Below are 15,630 nucleotides of genomic sequence, written 5' to 3' on the forward strand. Positions count from 1 at the left end.
TGAGACGCCCAAAGCAGTGTTTATGCAGGTGAGAGGCGGTGCGGGTGGTGCATATGATCGGGGTACCGGCCGCGCGGGACGCCGTCGGCGCCCAGCGTAAGGAGCCCTGTCGTGAGCACTGCCCCACAGACCCTGTCCGGCACCACCCTCGACGTCGACCACAGCGACTTCGCCTACCGGGCCTGGCTGAAAGAGGCCGTGCGCAGGGTCCAGGCCGACGCGAACCGCTCGGCCGACACCCACCTGCTGCGCTTCCCGCTGCCCGAGCCCTGGGGCATCGACCTCTACCTCAAGGACGAGTCGACCCATCCGACCGGCAGCCTGAAGCACCGGCTGGCCCGTTCCCTCTTCCTGTACGCGCTGTGCAACGGCTGGATCCGTCCGGGCCGGCCGGTGATCGAGGCGTCCAGCGGTTCCACGGCCGTGTCGGAGGCGTACTTCGCGAAGCTGATCGGTGTGCCCTTCATCGCGGTCATGCCGCGCACGACGAGCGCCGAGAAGTGCCGTCTGATCGAGTTCCACGGCGGGCGGTGCCATTTCGTGGACGACCCCCGAACGATGTACGAGGCGTCGGCCGCCCTCGCGGCGGACACCGGCGGCCACTACATGGACCAGTTCACCTACGCCGAGCGGGCCACGGACTGGCGGGGCAACAACAACATCGCCGAATCGATCTTCCGTCAGCTGGAGCTGGAGCGGTTCCCCGAGCCGGCGTGGATCGTCGCCACGGCAGGCACCGGCGGCACCTCGGCGACCCTGGCGCGCTACGTCCACTACATGCAGTACGACACCCGCATCTGCGTCGCCGACCCGGAGAACTCGTGCTTCTTCGAGGGCTGGACGAACGCAGACCCGGACGTCGCCTGTGACCGCGGCTCCCGGATCGAGGGCATCGGCAGGCCGCGCATGGAGCCGAGCTTCGTCCCCGGCGCGGTCGACCGGATGATGAAGGTGCCCGACGCGGCCAGTGTCGCCGCCGTACGGGCCCTGGAGGGGGTCATCGGCCGCAAGGCGGGCGGCTCCACCGGCACCGGGCTGTGGAGCGCGCTGAAGCTCGTAGCGGAGATGGTCGAGGAGGGCCGGCGGGGGAGCGTGGTGACGCTGTTGTGCGACCCGGGGGACCGGTACCTGGACAAGTACTACTCGGACACCTGGCTGGCCGAGCAGGGACTGGACATCGCGCCGTACTCGGCTGCCGTCGAGTCCCTCCTGCGGACCGGCGTCTGGCCCGGCTGACGGGCGGCGCCCCGCCGCCGGCGGCGTGAGGTGCCGGACGAGCGGGTTGCTCCCTGCCTCGTGCCGGGACCAGGGGGCGGCTACCGCGTGAGCCGCCGGTCCAGTGAGGTCACCGCGGAGTGGAACGTCCGCGCCAGCCCGGGCCGCGAGACCCTCAGCGCGAACCGGAACGGCGCCGGGCCGTCGGCCGCCATCGTCCAGCGGACCCGCGTGCCCGTCCCGGCCGGGGCGAGCCGCCACTCCTCGGCCAGCGCCCGGGCACCCGGCACATTGGTCACGTCGACGCGGTAGGCGTACACCTCGGGCGCCTCCGACACCAGGACGGTCTCGCGGAACCGGGCCCCGCCGCGCAGGCGGATCTCCCGCCCCGCGCCCCCGTCGAGGGGACGGGCCAGCGTGACGGGCCCGAACCAGTCGGCCCAGCCGGTCACGTCCTCGGCCAGCGCGCGGAACACCCGCTCCGGTGGGACGGAGACCTTACCCTCGAAGACCAGGCGGACCGGCGCTCCTCCGGCGAACTCGGGCCCCACGGGCCGCAGGCGGTGGGCCATGGACGAACTCCCCTCGACGGGTGTCGACTTCACGGGCAGACGGCAGACGGGCAGACGGGCACCGGGAGCGCGGGCTGTTTCCGGCGCCCCGTCACAGGTCGGCGGCCTCCGCCGTGTCCTCGGGCTCGCCCGCCACCACCAGGTGCCGCAGGTGCTCGGACACCTCCGCGCGTACCTTCACGGGCAGGCCCGAGTCGGTGACGAGGGTGTCCACCTGATCCAGGGAGGCGAAGGAACTCAGCCCCACCGTCCCCCACTTCGTGTGGTCGGCGATCACGACGACCCGCCGGGCCGACTGCACGAGACGCCGGTTGGTCTCGGCCTCGGCGAGGTTCGGCGTCGACAGCCCCGCCTCGACCGATATCCCGTGCACCCCGAGGAAGAGCAGGTCGAAGTGGAGTGCGGCGATCGCCTGGTCGGCCACCGGGCCCACCAGGGAGTCGGACGGCGTGCGCACCCCGCCCGTCAGGACGACCGTGGCCGCCCCCTGCCGGGGCCCCGAGGTGCGCTGTGCCGCGTGGAAGACGTCGGCCACCCGCACCGAGTTGGTGACCACCGTGAGATCGGGGACGTCGACCAGCCGGTGCGCCAGCGCGAACGTCGTCGTGCCGCCCGAGAGCGCGATCGCGGCACCGGGGGAGACCAGTTCGGCCGCTGCCCGCGCGATGTCCTCCTTGGCGGTCAGTTCCAGGCCGGACTTGGCCTCGAATCCCGGCTCGTGCGTGCTCGCCTCCACCACCGGGACCGCGCCGCCGTGCACCTTCTCCAGGACGCCCTGCCGCGCCAGCGCGTCGAGGTCGCGCCGGACCGTCATGTCCGACACGCCGAGCTTGCGGGTCAGCTCGTTGACCCGGACGCCGCCCCGCCGCCGGACCTCGTCGAGGATCAGGGTGCGCCGCTGCTCCGCGAGCAGGTTCTGATTCTCGCTCACGTACGCTCCGGTCCTTTCGCCGCCAAGCAGTCCGACACGCCTACGCACCCACAGCGACGAGCGGATCACCCCCCGGCACCGGTGCGCGGCCGCCCCATCCTCGCACGACGGGCCCCGGACGGCGCCACCGGTAGACGGTCGTGAACATGCCATTGTGGTGTCGTCCGGGCGCTCGCCCGTGACACGAATCGGGGAGATCGGGTGACGAGGGGTGTGAACCGTCCCGTCACACGAGATCCTGTGGCCGCACGGACGGAGCCGACGGGGTGTCACGGGGGAAGTGCGAATCGGTGGAAAGCGCGCAGCAGCACAGACCGGCCGGGGGAAGTGACGGTCCCGCCGCAGGGCCCGCGGTGCCCGCGACCGCGCTGGAGCTCCTGGTCCACGGGGTGGGCGGCACCACCCCCGAGCGGATGCTCGACGACCCGCGCACGGTCCGGATCACCGGTGACGACGTCGCCGCCGTGTTCCGCCGCGCCGACGACGTCGACGCGGAGCGCCGGCCGGCCGGGGACCGCGAGGGGCCCGTGCCCGAGGCGTACGTCTGGTGCAACCTCACCTCCGGCAACGGCTCCCGCGCCCTGTGGCTGCTGCTCCTCCCCTTCATGGTCGTCAACCTCGCTCACTGGATGCGTCCCACGGCCCGCGGCCGGCGCCGCACGGTGCGGCTGTACGGCCTGCTGGTCCGGCTGACCGGACTGAGCCTGACGGTGCTGCTCGTGGCGGCCGCCTGCGAGGTGGCCCTGGACCTGACCGCGTGGCAGTGCGCGGGCACCCGCGCGTGCGCCGACCGGCACTCCTGGCTGGGCTTCCTCTCGCCCGAGACCTCCGACGGCGGCTGGTGGAGCGCACCGGGCCGCAGACTGGCGCTCGCCGCCCTGGCGCCCACCGCCCTCACCGGCCTGCTGTGGTTCCTTTCCCGGCGCACCTGGAGCGCGTACGAGTCCCAGCAGCCGATGACCCAGGACCCCGAGCCCGGGGAGGAGGACGGCGCTCCCACCGCGCTGAGCCGGCCCGGCTTCTGGTACGGCAGGCGCCTGGGCGCCCGGCTGCGTGCCGCGCACACCGCCGCCGGACTGCTGACGGTCGCCGCCGCCGTCGGCTCCGCCGCCGCCCGGTACGACCGCGAACCGGGCGGCCCGGCCGCCCTGGCCGTCCTCGGCGTGGTGCTGGAGGCGGTGCTGGCCGCCGCGGCGGGCGCCGCGGTGTGGGTGGTCTGCCGCCGGGGCCGCAGCGAACGCCGGCCGGACGACGCACTCGACCGGCGTCTGGTGCGCGGCCTGCCCCTGACCGCACTCGTCCTGCTCGCGCTCACCGTCCTGTACGCCGGATGGGAGCGCCCCGGGTGGGGGTCGTCGGGCCGGTTGCCGGGCGACGCCGCCTTCGGCGCCCTCACCCTCGCCCAGGGCCTGCTCGTGATCGTCCTCGCCGGGGTCGCCCACGCCCTGCACCGCACCGACCCCGACCGGCGCTCCGCGATGCGGGGCCTGGCCGGGCCGGCCGTCGCCATGCTCGCCTGCGCGCTGGGCGGTGTGATGTCCGGCGGCATCTCCCAACGCGTGGCCGACTGGCTGGACGGCACCGGCGCTTCGGTGCCCGGACCGCCGGTGCTGCTCACCTGGCAGGCCTCCGTGATCCCGCCGCTGCTGCTCCTGCTGCTGGTGATGTGCTGCTGGCTCGCCCGGCGCGCCTGGCTCATCGCGCGAGCGGAACGCGCGGAGGTGGAACGCGAGTACACCGGTGAGACGGGCGACCCCGGCCGCACCCGCCGTATCGCCTCCGTCCGCGCGATGGCCGCCCTCACCGACCGCGGACCCCGCATCCTCGCCGTCACCTCCGCCGCCACCCTGCTGCTCGGTGCCGGCGCCCTCGTCGGCGCCCTCACCACCGACGAGACCCCCGGCGAGGCGGCCCAGGGCTCCTACACCGTGGTCCACGGCGCCGCCGAGACCGCGCAGGCACTCGGCTCCTGGCTGATCGGACTCGGTTTCGTCCTTCTCGTGACCTGGGGGCGCCGTGCGTACAGGGACGCCTCCGCACGGCGCACCATAGGCATCCTGTGGGACGTCGGCACCTTCTGGCCGCGCGCCGCGCACCCCTTCGCGCCGCCCTGCTACGCCGAGCGCGCCGTACCCGACCTGACCTGGCGGATCGCCACCTGGACCCGGTCCACCGGCGGACGCCTGGTGCTCTCCGGCCACTCCCAGGGCAGCGTCCTCGCCGCCGCCGCGGCCTGGCAGCTCCCGCCGTCCGTCCGCAGGCGCGTCGCCCTGCTGACCTACGGCTCCCCGCTGGAGCGCCTCTACGGCCGCTGGTTCCCCGCCCACTTCGGACCGGACGCGCTCGGCTCCCTGCACCAGGAGGTCGACTGCTGGCGCAACCTCCACCGGCGCACCGACCCGATCGGCGGCCCGGTGCGGCTGCCCGGCGACAGCGGCCCGGACGTGGACCGCCCCGCGCTCAGGGACCCCCTGGCCTACGGCCGCACCGAGGCCCACCCCCTGCCCGCGCCGATCCTCGGCCACTCCGACTACCAGGCCGACCCGGCCTTCGCCGAGGAGCGCCGCCGGCTGCTGGCCCGACTGCGGCCCGAGGTGCCCGCCCCGCGGCACACGGGAGGGCCCGGCGGAGATCACCCGGTCTGACCGGCCGCGCTCAGCGCGCGGAGGGCAGGTCCTCCGCGTAGAGCAGGGTCAGGTCGTCGGTGGTCGGCTCGCCGAGCTGGGCGACGCGGCTCGCGTGCCGCTCCACCATCGCCTCGAAGGTCTGCCGCGCGGTGCGCCCGTTGCCGAACGCGGGGCCCTTCGGCATCTTTGTGAAGTACGTCAGCAGGGCGTCGGCGGTGCCCGGCGCCAGCCGGTACTCGTGCTCCTCGGCCTGCTGCCGCACGATGCGCAGCAGTTCCTCGGGGCCGTAGTCGCCGAAGGTGATCGTCCGTGAGAAGCGGGACGCCACCCCGGGGTTGACCGACAGGAACCGCTCCATCTCGGCCGTGTAGCCGGCGACGATCACCACGACCGCGTCCCGCTGGTCCTCCATCAGCTTCACCAGGGTGTCGATGGCTTCCTTGCCGAAGTCACGCCCGGCGTCCTCGGGCGAGAGCGCGTACGCCTCGTCGATGAAGAGCACACCGCCGCGTGCCCGCTCGAACGCCTCCTGGGTGCGGATCGCCGTGGAACCGATGTGCTCGCCGACCAGGTCCACCCGGGACACCTCGACCAGGTGCCCCTGCTCCAGCACCCCGAGCGAGGCGAGGATCTCGCCGTACAGCCGGGCCACGGTGGTCTTGCCGGTGCCGGGGGAGCCGGTGAACACCAGATGCCGCTTGACCGACGCCGCCTTCAGCCCGGCCTGCTGCCGACGCCGGCCCACCTCGATCATGTCGGTGAGGGCACGCACCTCGCGCTTGACGCTCTCCAGCCCCACCAGCGCGTCGAGCTCACCGAGCACGGCCTTGGAGGTGCGGGGCTCCGGCTCGGCGGAAGGCGGGGCGGGGGAAGCCGGCTCGCCGGCCCGTGCCCCGGGGACCGTGCCCAGCAGCAGACCGGTGGACCGGCCCGTCGTCTGCACGGCCGGCTCCGGTGCCGCGGGCGTCCTCAGGCCGCTCTCGTCGCTCGTGCAGTCCTCGACGACCGGACCGCCCGAACCGGACGCCGCGTCCGCGCCCTCGGCGAACTCGTAACCACCGCGCGCGCAGCGCTCCGTACGGCACTTGCGCAGCGTCGTACGGCTGCCGTCGATCACATGGAAGCCGTAGCCGCCACTGCCCGTGACCCGGCAGTTCACGAAGGTGCCCCGGCCACCGGCCGATACGTAGACACCGGCCTCGGCCGGCGATCCGACCGTGCAGCGCTCGACGGTCGGGTCGGCGCCCTTGGTGACGATGACGCCCGTCTGCGTGCCGTCCAGGGTGCAGTTGCTGAGGACGCCGCCGCTGCCGTGGTCGCGGAACCAGGCGCCGGTCGCCGCCTCCCGGATGCGGCAGTCGTCGAGCTGCGCGGTGGCGCCGTCGCTCACCGACACGGCCGTGTTGCGCACCTGCGACAGGTCGCTGTCGACGACGTCCGCGCGGGAGCCGCGGTCGAGGACGAACAGCGCGTCGGGCACGTCGTGCACCCGGCAGGACTCCAGTACGGCCGTGGCGCCGTCGCTCACCCACACCGCCGGGTAGTCGCCCGTGCTGTCGAAGATCTCGCACTGGTTGGCGTCCACGCGCGTGCCCGGATCCCACACCGACAGTCCGTTGCGGCCGAACTGCCGCACGGTGGTGCGGGTCAGGGTGAGCACCGAGCGGGACCGCAGGTCGACCGCGTTCTCCGGGATGTCGTGGATCCGGCAGTCGGCCAGCGTCAGCACCGCGTCCGTGTCGAGCGTGACCCCGTCCCCGGTCGTACGGTGCACGTCGCAGTCGGTGAGGTGGGCGGTGGCACGGGCGGTGACCTGGACGCCGCTGCCCCGCACCTCGTACACCTCGCACCCCACGGCCTCCAGCGCCGAGTTGTCCCCGGTCGCGGTCAGGCCCGAGCCGGCGGCGTGGTGCACCCGGCAGCGCTCCAGCCGCGGGTGGGCGCCGCCGCGCACGGCGACCCCCGCCTGTCCGGCGGACACCACCTCGCACTCCTCGAACACCCCGCCCCCGCCGTCCAGTACGGCGATGCCGATCCCCGCGGGGTTGTCGACCGTGCAGCGGCGCACCGTGGGCCGGGCGCCGCCGCGCACCTCGATGCCGGCCGCGGAGCGGGTCACCACCCGGACGTCGCACAGCTTCGGGGTGCCCTCCTCGACGAGCACGGCGGGAGCGGTCGCGTCCTGCCCCTCGACGTGCAGGTCCCGCACCACCGCCGAGGCGCGCACGGTCAGCGGGACACCGTCCGCGGGAGCGATGCGCACCGAGCCGGGCGAGCCCTCCGGACCGCGCAGCGTCACCGCCCGCTGTACGACGAGATTCTCCCGGTAGGTGCCGGGGGCGACGGTGAGGATGTCGCCCTCTGCCGCGGCCTCCAGGGCGGCGGCGAGCGATGCGTACTCACCCGTGCGGCGCCGCCACCTCGATGTGCCGGTGTGCGTCACCTGGACCGTGCCCTGTGCCATGGCTGAGCTGTGCCCCCACCTCGTCGTACTGATGGCTCGTTCCCGCCCGTGCTCTCGCCGATCGGTTCGGCCGGACCACCGTAGCGTGCGCGCGGGCACGGGGTTGACCGGAGCGGGAACGCCGTTCAGCTGTCGGCTCCCGTCCTGCCCCGGTTCGGGCCCGTCCGCTCCCACGCACGGTCCCGGCCCGCGGTCCCCATCCCGCCGGGGCGGTCCGGCGGGATGGGACACGGCTGAACCGGTCGCCGGGCCGGGGGGACTTCAGGTGTGCCGTCACCGGTCCGCCGCGCCCGGTGTCGCACCCCTCGCCGGTCCCGGGAGCTCCCCGAGCCGGTCCTCACCGAGCCCTCGTACAAGGCCAACGGGCGAGACGGCCGAGCGGTTCCCCAGGGCCCGCGACGGGAGCCGCTACCGGGGCACGACCGGATCACCGGTCCGGATGGTGCCGGGGGCGAGCGGCACCAGGTTCTGTCCGAAGACGAGCCTGCCGTCGGGCCGTGGACGGGCGGCCAGCGAGTGCAGCGGCTCCTTCCCGCGCCGGGCGGTGTGCTGGTCGGTGGTGGTCACCACGCAGCGGCCGCTCGGCTTGGCGACGCGGAAGGTCACCTCACCGATGGTGACGCGCGTCCACCGGTCCTCCTCCCAGGGATCGGTGCCCTCGATCACCACGTTCGGCCGGAAGCGGTCCATGGGCAGCGGACCCTCGGCCCGGTGCGCGCCCTCGGCGATCAGGGAGTTGAGACCGGCGAGGGAGGCGGTCGTGGTGAGCAGCAGCGGATAGCCGTCGGCGAAGGAGACCGTCTCGCCCGGCAGGGCGAACGCGGGGTCCACGGGCCGCCGCGTGGCCGGATCGTCCAGGTGCACCAGCCGCACGGGCTCGCCGAGGACCTCGCTGCACCAGGCGTGCACGGAGCCGTCCTCCGCGGGGACCGCCTCCACCTCGTCCCCGAAGAGCACCACCGGAACCGTCCTGCCCGGCGCAGGGACGGCCGCCGTCACCGGCGCGCTGCCGGGCGCGGACAGCACGACGCCGCCGCCAGGCAGAAGCTCGGCGGCGGCCAGTGCGAGGCGGGGGTGGCGCCGCTGGGTGACGACCTTTCCCCTGTCATCGATCAGCATCCAGCGCCGGTCCCCGGCCGGACCCCAGGGCTCCACGACGACCTCCCGGAGTGTCAGGCGCCGGAAGGCCTTGACCGGGTGGATGTGGATCGAGTGCAGACGCGCGTTCCCCATGGGGTCATCGTGCCACCCGGCACCGACAATCCCGTCGGACGGCTCAGTACCCGCGGTACTGCTGCTGGTTGTACGGATCGTGGTACGGCGCCGGGACCGGCCGGGGGGCCGCGGGGCGCATCGCCTCGTAGCCGGCGGGCGGTGCCGGACGCGGCGGCTGCGGCTGCGGGCCGGGGTAGCCGCGTGGCGCGGTCGCCTGCTGCGGGATGTAGGCCGTGTGCGCCTGCTGGAGCGGCGCGGGCTGAGGTGCCTGCGGGTACCCGTAGGCGGGCTGGGACGGGGCCGCCGGGAGGGCGGGCAACGCCGAGGGAAGCGCGGGCAGATGACTGACCGGCGCCTCGTACGCGGCGGGGACCCGGATCGGGGCGATCTGCGGGGTGCCCCGCTCGGCCACGAGCGAGTCGTAGATCGGAGTGTCCGGGAAGGAGGCGGAGTAGTAGCCGCCGCCATAAGTGGAGCGGGGGGAGGTCATGGCACATAAGTTAAGCCCACGATGTGCTTTTGGGGAGACCGGTAAGAGGGTTGTTTTCCGCGCCCGCCGTGACCTGGCCGCACTAATGCGAGCGAACGCGGGGGAAACGGGCAATCCGCTGAGCGATTTTCGCGTAAAGGCCGAGTTCCGGGCCGGTTACCGGCGGTTGGCCCCCGGGTTCTCCTCGCTGCCCGTGGGCGTTCCCGGGCCGGGGGAATAGGTTGTGCGGACGAAGAACGACGGATGCCGGGACCTGACCTGGCGCGGGCGACCCGTGATGGGGGCGGACATGTCAATGCCGAAGGGATCGAACACACCGGTGCCGACCACGGCGCTGCGGGTGGAAGTGGGATGGCGTTCGGGCCCGGGCGTACCCGACGCCGACGCCTCGGCGCTCCTGCTGGCCGGCGGGAAGGTCCGCTCCGACAGCGACTTCGTCTTCTACAACCAGCCCGCCCACTCCTCCGGTGCCGTCCGGCACGAGGGCAAGCGGGACGCCGGCGGCCGGACCACCGACACCCTGCTCGTCGACCTCACGCGCGTCGAGCCGGGCATCGAGACGGTGATCCTGGCCGCCTCCTCCGACGGCGGCGCGTTCGGACAGGTCCCGGATCTGTACGTCGAGGTCAAGGACGCCGCGAGCGGCACGCCGGCCGCGCGCTTCGACAGCGCGGGGGCGACGACGGAGACGGCGTTCGTGCTCGGTGAGTTCTACCGGCGCCAGGGCGCCTGGAAGTTCCGCGCCGTGGGCCAGGGCTACAGCAGCGGACTCCAGGGGCTCGCCACCGAATACGGCATCACCGTGGACGAGCCCCAGCACGCCGCACCGCCCGCACCGCCCGTCCCGGCGGCCACGGTGCCCTCCGCCGCACCCCCGGTCACCGCGCCGCCGCCCCCGCCCCTCGCCCCGCCGGCCGCGCCCCCCGCGCCGGTCCGGCTGACGAAGGTCACGCTCACCAAGTCCGCCCCCTCGGTCTCGCTGACCAAGCAGGGCGGCACCTCGGGTGCCCTCCGGGTGAACCTCAACTGGCAGGTGCGCAAGCAGTTCTCCGGCTGGGCGGCCAAGCTGGGCCGGCCGGTCGCCATGCACGCCGACCTCGACCTCGACCTGTGCGCCCTGTACGAACTCACCGACGGCAGGAAGGGTGTCGTCCAGGCCCTCGGCAACGCCTTCGGGTCCCTGCACCAGCCCCCGTTCGTCCACCTGGACGGCGACGATCGCACGGGCGCCGTGTCGACGGGCGAGAACCTCACCGTCAACCTCGACCACAAGCACCATTTCCGGCGCATCCTCGTCTTCGTCACCATCTACGAGGGCGCCCGTTCCTTCGCGGACCTGCACGCCACGGTCACCCTCCAGCCGCAGCACGGCGCGGCGATCGACTTCTCCCTCGACGAGTGCACGGTCCCCTCGACGGTCTGCGCCCTCGCCCTGATCACCAACACCGGCGGCGGCGAGCTCGTCGTCCGGCGCGAGGCCCGCTACCTCGTTCCGGAACGCGGAGTGAGTCCCCAGCGCACGGTCGACCACGCCTACGGATGGGGCATGAACTGGACCCCGGGCCGCAAGTGAGGGCCCCTCAGCCCTCGTCCGGCAGCGCCTCGGGCCGGGCGTAGGTGCGGCCCTTCCAGGCCGCACCGCGTCCCTGGTGGTGCCGCACGGCCGAATGCACCGTCATCAGCAGGTACAGCGAGGCGGTGAACGGCAGCAGGGGAGCGAGCCACGACGGCTGCCGGTAGTGGCGGAGCATCGGGAGGTACGTCCCCGACATCACCAGCCAGGCCGCCCCGCCGAGGAGCGCGGCGGCCGCGCTCCGCGTCAGGGCGCCCGCCGCCACCGCGACGGGCGGCACCAGGTACACCAGCGCCAGCCCGGCGACCGTACCGGCCAGCAGCAGCGGGCTGTGCCGCAGCTGCGCGTACGCGCTGCGCGACACCATGCGCCACAGATCACCCAGCCGCGGGTACGGGCGCACGCTGTCCACCCCGTCCGCGAGTCCCAGCCACACGCGTCCGCCGCTCCGCTTCACCGCCCGGGCGAGCGCCACGTCGTCGATGACGGCGTGCCGGATGGCGTCCGGGATCCGCGCCCGTGCGGCGGCCTCGGCGCGCAGCAGCACGCAACCGCCGGCCGCGGCCGCCGTCCGCGTGCCCTCCCGCCCGATCCGGCGGAACGGGTACAGCTGCGCGAAGAAGTAGACGAAGGCCGGCACCACCAGCCGTTCCCAGCGGCTCTCCACCCGCAGTCGGGCCATCTGCGACACCACGTCGAACCCGCCGGTACGGGCGGCCGCCACCAGCCGGCGCAGACTGTCCGGGGCGTGCGCGATGTCGGCGTCCGTCAGCAGCACGTACTCGGGGCCGCGGGAGCCCGCCAGTTCGAGGCCGCGCCGCACCGCCCACAGCTTGCCGGTCCAGCCGGCCGGCGGCTCCCCCGGTGTGCCCACCGTGAGGGGCAGTCCGCCGTGCCGCCGCGCGAGGCCGCGCGCGATCTCCCCGGTGCCGTCGGTGCTGCCGTCGTCGACGAGGAACACCTCGGCCCGGCCCGGGTAGTCCTGGGCGAGCACCGAGGGCAGGCTCACCGACAGCACCGCCGCCTCGTCCCGGGCGGGAACCACGACGCACACGTCCGGCCATGTCTCCGGGTCCCGCAGCGGCGGGAGCCGGACGTCCGTACGCCAGAACCAGCCCTGGCAGAGCAGCAGCCACAGCCAGGCGCCGAGGGATCCGGCGGCACTCCACACGAGGGCGCTCACGAGCGCAGTCTGCACCACGGCACGGCCCCGGAGCGGCTCATCGTCTATCGTGGCCGGGTGAAGATCGCGCTCATGGACTCCGGAATCGGACTGCTGGCGGCCACCGCCGCGGTACGGCGTCTGCGTCCCGACGCCGATCTCGTGCTCTCCCTCGACCCCGAGGGCATGCCCTGGGGACCGAGGACCCCGCGGGACCTCACCGAGCGTGCCGTCGCCGTCGCGGGGGCGGCGGCCGCCCACCGCCCCGACGCGCTGATCGTCGGCTGCAACACCGCCACGGTGCACGCCCTCACCGCCCTGCGCGCCCGCCTCGAGCCGGGTCTGCCGGTCATCGGCACCGTCCCGGCGATCAAGCCGGCCGCGGCGGGCGGCGGCCCGCTGGCGATCTGGGCCACACCGGCCACGACCGGCAGCCCCTACCAGCGCGACCTCATCGAGAACTTCGCCGGGGGCGTGGGCGTCACCGAGGTGCCCTGCTGGGGGCTGGCGGAGGCGGTGGAACGAGCGGACGAGACGGCCATCGACGCGGCGGTCGCCGCGGCCGCCGACCTCACCCCGGACGACGTGACGACCGTCGTCCTCGGCTGCACCCACTACGAACTCGTCGCCGAGCGCATCAGGGCCGCGGTCCAGCGTCCCGGCCGCCCCCCACTGGCCCTGCACGGCTCCGCCGGCGCGGTGGCCGCGCAGGCCCTGCGCCGCCTCGGCGCCCGGCCGGCCCCCGGGGCACCGGCGAGCGGCACGCTGACGGTGCTGCTGAGCGGACGCGAGGGCACGCTGCCCGCACCCGCGCTCACCTACGCCGAGGGCAGGCTGCTCCAGCCGCTCGCTCCCGCCCGGACGGCGCAGTAGCGCTCCGCCACGAGGTAGCCGCCCAGCGAATCCTGAGTAACCTCACAGTCATGAGGGATCCCCGCCACGGCGAGCACGCCCCGCACACCGAGGTCTGGACCGGCCGTGCCACCGGCCGCTTCCAGTGGCTGCTGGCGCTGATCGGTGCCGCCTGCATGGCGCTCGGTATCGCGCTGGCCGTCGACTCCGCGTGGACGAGCGATGCCGCGCCGCTCGCCATGGCCGTCGTCGGATGCATCGCCGCCGGGCTGCTCGTCCTCTACGGCACCCTCGCCTTCGTGCACGTCGCGCTGCGGGTCGACGAGGACCACCTGGAGGTGCGCTGCGGGCACATCGGCCTGCCGCGCCGCCGCATCCCGCTGTCGCACGTCGCCGGCGCGGACTTCGCCCCTCACGTCACCCCGAGGCACTGGGGCGGCTGGGGGTACCGCTGGCGGCCGGAGAAGGGCACCGCGGTCGTCGTGCGCCGAGGCGAGGGTGTGGTCCTGCGCCTGTGGGACGGCCACACCTTCACCGTCACCGTGGACGACGCGGAAGCGGCGGTGTCCGTCATCCGCGACCGCCTCCGCCCCCGCGCACCGGGCACCACGCACTGACCCCGCTCGCTCTCCCCGCGGCGGAGGGAACGGCTCGGCTCCTCAGCAGCGAGGAGTCGACCCGGGGCCCGTGGCACCCCGGGTGAGTGCCGCACCGGTTCCTCGGGTTGTCACCGGGACGGCCGGTCCCCCTCGGCGCCTCCCACCGGCCCGACCGTGATGCCGGCCACCACGTCACCCGCCGTAGACTCCCGGAGTGACCGTCACCGCAACCTCCGTCGGCGAGTCGGACCCGATGCCTGTGCAGACCACGCCGTCCGCGCGGGGCGGGCGCCTCGTCCGTCTCCTCCCGGCCGCCGCAGCCGCGTCCTCGGGCCTGCTCCTCTACGTCAGCTTCCCGCCGCGCACTCTGTGGTGGCTGGCGCTGCCCGCCTTCGCCGTCTTCGGCTGGGTCCTGCGCGGCCGAAACCGGAAGGCGGCACTCGGCCTCGGCTACCTCTTCGGTCTCGGTTTCCTGCTGCCGCTGCTGGTGTGGACCGGGGTGGAGGTCGGCCCCGGTCCGTGGATCGCTCTGGTGGTCATCGAGGCGGTCTTCGTGGCGCTGGTCGGCGCCGGTGTCGCCGCGGTGTCGAAGCTGCCCGGCTGGCCGGTGTGGGCCGCGGCGCTGTGGATCGCCGGTGAGGCGGCCCGCGCCCGCGTGCCGTTCAGCGGCTTCCCCTGGGGGAAGGTCGCCTTCGGTCAGGCGGACGGCGTCTTCCTGCCGCTCGCCGCGCTCGGCGGCACCCCGGTGCTCGGCTTCGCCGTCGTGCTGTGCGGCTTCGGCCTGTACGAGATCGTCCGCCTCGCCGTGCGGGCCCGCCGCACGGGGACGCCGCTCCGGTCCGCGGCGGTCGTCGCCGTACTGAGCGTCGTCGTCCCGGTGCTCGCGGCGCTCGCGTCCACGGCACTGGTCAGCGACCGGGCGGAAAACGGCACCGTGACCGTGGCCGCCATCCAGGGCAACGTGCCCCGCCTGGGCCTCGACTTCAACTCCCAGCGGCGTGCCGTCCTCGACTACCACGCGCGGGAGACGGAGCGCCTGGCCGCCGAGGTCGCGGCGGGAAGGGCGAAGCAGCCGGACGTCGTGCTCTGGCCGGAGAACTCCTCCGACATCGACCCCTTCGTCAACGACGACGCGCGCGCGGTCATCGACCGGGCGGCCAAGGCCATCGACGCGCCCATCTCGGTCGGCGGCGTGGTCTCCAGGGACGGCGAGCTGCTCAACGAGCAGATCCTCTGGGACCCGGTGAAGGGCCCCGTCGACACCTACGACAAACGGCAGATCCAGCCCTTCGGCGAGTACCTTCCGCTGCGCTCGCTCGTCGGAGCGATCAACGAGAACTGGACCGCGATGGTCCGCCAGGACTTCAGCCGGGGCGGCGAACCCGGTGTGTTCCGGATGAACGGCGCCGGGGTCGGCCTGGTCACCTGCTACGAGGCCGCCTTCGACTGGGCGGTGCGCGACACGGTCACCGCGGGCGCCCAGCTGATCTCGGTGCCCAGCAACAACGCCACCTTCGGCCGCAGCGAGATGACCTACCAGCAGCTCGCCATGTCCCGGGTCCGCGCCGTGGAGCACAGCCGTGCCGTCACCGTGCCGGTGACCAGCGGTGTCAGCGCGGTGATCATGCCCGACGGGGAGATCACGCGGAGGACCGGCATGTTCGTCGCCGACTCGCTGGTGCAGGAGGTGCCGCTGCGCTCCTCGCAGACCCCCGCGACCCGGCTCGGCGTCCTGCCGGAGGTCCTCCTGCTGATCGTCGCCGCGGGCGGCCTGGGCTGGGGCGTCGCCGCCGGGGTGCGCGCACGACGCGGCGGTGACGCGTAGGCGCACCGCCTCCCGGACGCGCGGGTGAGGCGGGGGACGACGCCGCGCACCCCGGGGCGTACGCCGCCCGACGCACCGGCGTACGCCGCACGACGCGCGGGCGTC

General features: G+C 74.2%; 12 protein-coding genes. 6 read left to right on the forward strand and 6 right to left on the reverse strand.

Annotation, left to right across the window (positions count from 1 at the left end; all coding sequences use genetic code 11):
- Positions 1-111 precede the first annotated feature (111 nt).
- Positions 112-1,236, forward strand: coding sequence for an L-cysteine desulfhydrase Cds1 (cds1, locus tag ACZ6A9_RS18805; RefSeq protein ID WP_468986675.1), 1,125 nt, complete (start codon positions 112-114; stop codon positions 1,234-1,236).
- An 80-nt stretch (positions 1,237-1,316) separates the two neighbouring features.
- Here the strand turns inward: cds1 and ACZ6A9_RS18810 are convergent, their stop codons facing one another.
- Entirely contained in the window at positions 1,317-1,787 is a 471-nt protein-coding gene (locus ACZ6A9_RS18810) for an SRPBCC family protein (protein WP_468987223.1), read from the reverse strand.
- Positions 1,788-1,878: 91 nt separating this feature from the next.
- Entirely contained in the window at positions 1,879-2,718 is an 840-nt protein-coding gene (locus tag ACZ6A9_RS18815; protein ID WP_468986678.1) for a DeoR/GlpR family DNA-binding transcription regulator, read from the reverse strand.
- A gap of 290 nt (positions 2,719-3,008) precedes the next feature.
- On the opposite strand from ACZ6A9_RS18815, the gene ACZ6A9_RS18820 reads away from it, so the two are divergent.
- On the forward strand, positions 3,009-5,363 hold the full coding sequence (locus ACZ6A9_RS18820) for a hypothetical protein (RefSeq protein ID WP_468986680.1): 2,355 nt from the start codon (positions 3,009-3,011) through the stop codon (positions 5,361-5,363).
- A 10-nt stretch (positions 5,364-5,373) separates the two neighbouring features.
- On the opposite strand, the gene ACZ6A9_RS18825 is transcribed toward ACZ6A9_RS18820, so the two are convergent.
- The 3 genes from ACZ6A9_RS18825 to ACZ6A9_RS18835 all read right to left on the reverse strand — a co-directional run bounded on the left by ACZ6A9_RS18825 (position 5,374) and on the right by ACZ6A9_RS18835 (position 9,514).
- Entirely contained in the window at positions 5,374-7,809 is a 2,436-nt protein-coding gene (locus ACZ6A9_RS18825) for a right-handed parallel beta-helix repeat-containing protein (protein WP_468986683.1), read from the reverse strand.
- A 408-nt stretch (positions 7,810-8,217) separates the two neighbouring features.
- Entirely contained in the window at positions 8,218-9,042 is an 825-nt protein-coding gene (locus ACZ6A9_RS18830; RefSeq protein ID WP_468986686.1) for an MOSC domain-containing protein, read from the reverse strand.
- A 43-nt stretch (positions 9,043-9,085) separates the two neighbouring features.
- On the reverse strand, positions 9,086-9,514 hold the full coding sequence (locus ACZ6A9_RS18835; protein WP_190096690.1) for a DUF6643 family protein: 429 nt from the start codon (positions 9,512-9,514) through the stop codon (positions 9,086-9,088).
- Between the two features lie 295 nt (positions 9,515-9,809).
- On the opposite strand from ACZ6A9_RS18835, the gene ACZ6A9_RS18840 reads away from it, so the two are divergent.
- A complete protein-coding gene (locus ACZ6A9_RS18840) occupies positions 9,810-11,087 on the forward strand; it encodes a TerD family protein (RefSeq protein ID WP_468987224.1) in 1,278 nt (425 codons plus the stop codon).
- 7 nt (positions 11,088-11,094) lie between these two features.
- On the opposite strand, the gene ACZ6A9_RS18845 is transcribed toward ACZ6A9_RS18840, so the two are convergent.
- Positions 11,095-12,288 carry a glycosyltransferase gene (locus ACZ6A9_RS18845; RefSeq protein ID WP_468986690.1) on the reverse strand — a complete coding sequence of 398 codons (1,194 nt, stop codon included), beginning with the start codon at positions 12,286-12,288 and terminating at the stop codon, positions 11,095-11,097.
- A gap of 39 nt (positions 12,289-12,327) precedes the next feature.
- Between ACZ6A9_RS18845 and ACZ6A9_RS18850 the strand changes: the two genes are divergently transcribed.
- From ACZ6A9_RS18850 to lnt, 3 genes are all read left to right on the forward strand, one after another.
- A complete protein-coding gene (locus ACZ6A9_RS18850) occupies positions 12,328-13,122 on the forward strand; it encodes a glutamate racemase (protein ID WP_468986695.1) in 795 nt (264 codons plus the stop codon).
- A gap of 50 nt (positions 13,123-13,172) precedes the next feature.
- Positions 13,173-13,718, forward strand: coding sequence for a hypothetical protein (locus ACZ6A9_RS18855; protein WP_468986699.1), 546 nt, complete (start codon positions 13,173-13,175; stop codon positions 13,716-13,718).
- Positions 13,719-13,914: 196 nt separating this feature from the next.
- Positions 13,915-15,525 carry an apolipoprotein N-acyltransferase gene (gene lnt, locus ACZ6A9_RS18860; protein ID WP_468986701.1) on the forward strand — a complete coding sequence of 537 codons (1,611 nt, stop codon included), beginning with the start codon at positions 13,915-13,917 and terminating at the stop codon, positions 15,523-15,525.
- Positions 15,526-15,630 lie beyond the last annotated feature (105 nt).

It is taken from the genome of Streptomyces sp. NPDC041124, from assembly GCF_055592385.1.

What these genes read in the sequence shown, in the direction of transcription:
- ACZ6A9_RS18810 (WP_468987223.1), bottom strand. Translation starts at nt 1,787, where the DNA reads ATGGCCCACCGCCTGCGGCCCGTGGGGCCCGAGTTCGCCGGAGGAGCG.
- ACZ6A9_RS18825 (WP_468986683.1), bottom strand. Translation starts at nt 7,809, where the DNA reads ATGGCACAGGGCACGGTCCAGGTGACGCACACCGGCACATCGAGGTGG.
- ACZ6A9_RS18830 (WP_468986686.1), bottom strand. Translation starts at nt 9,042, where the DNA reads ATGGGGAACGCGCGTCTGCACTCGATCCACATCCACCCGGTCAAGGCC.
- ACZ6A9_RS18835 (WP_190096690.1), bottom strand. Translation starts at nt 9,514, where the DNA reads ATGACCTCCCCCCGCTCCACTTATGGCGGCGGCTACTACTCCGCCTCC.
- ACZ6A9_RS18840 (WP_468987224.1), top strand. Translation starts at nt 9,810, where the DNA reads ATGCCGAAGGGATCGAACACACCGGTGCCGACCACGGCGCTGCGGGTG.
- ACZ6A9_RS18855 (WP_468986699.1), top strand. Translation starts at nt 13,173, where the DNA reads ATGAGGGATCCCCGCCACGGCGAGCACGCCCCGCACACCGAGGTCTGG.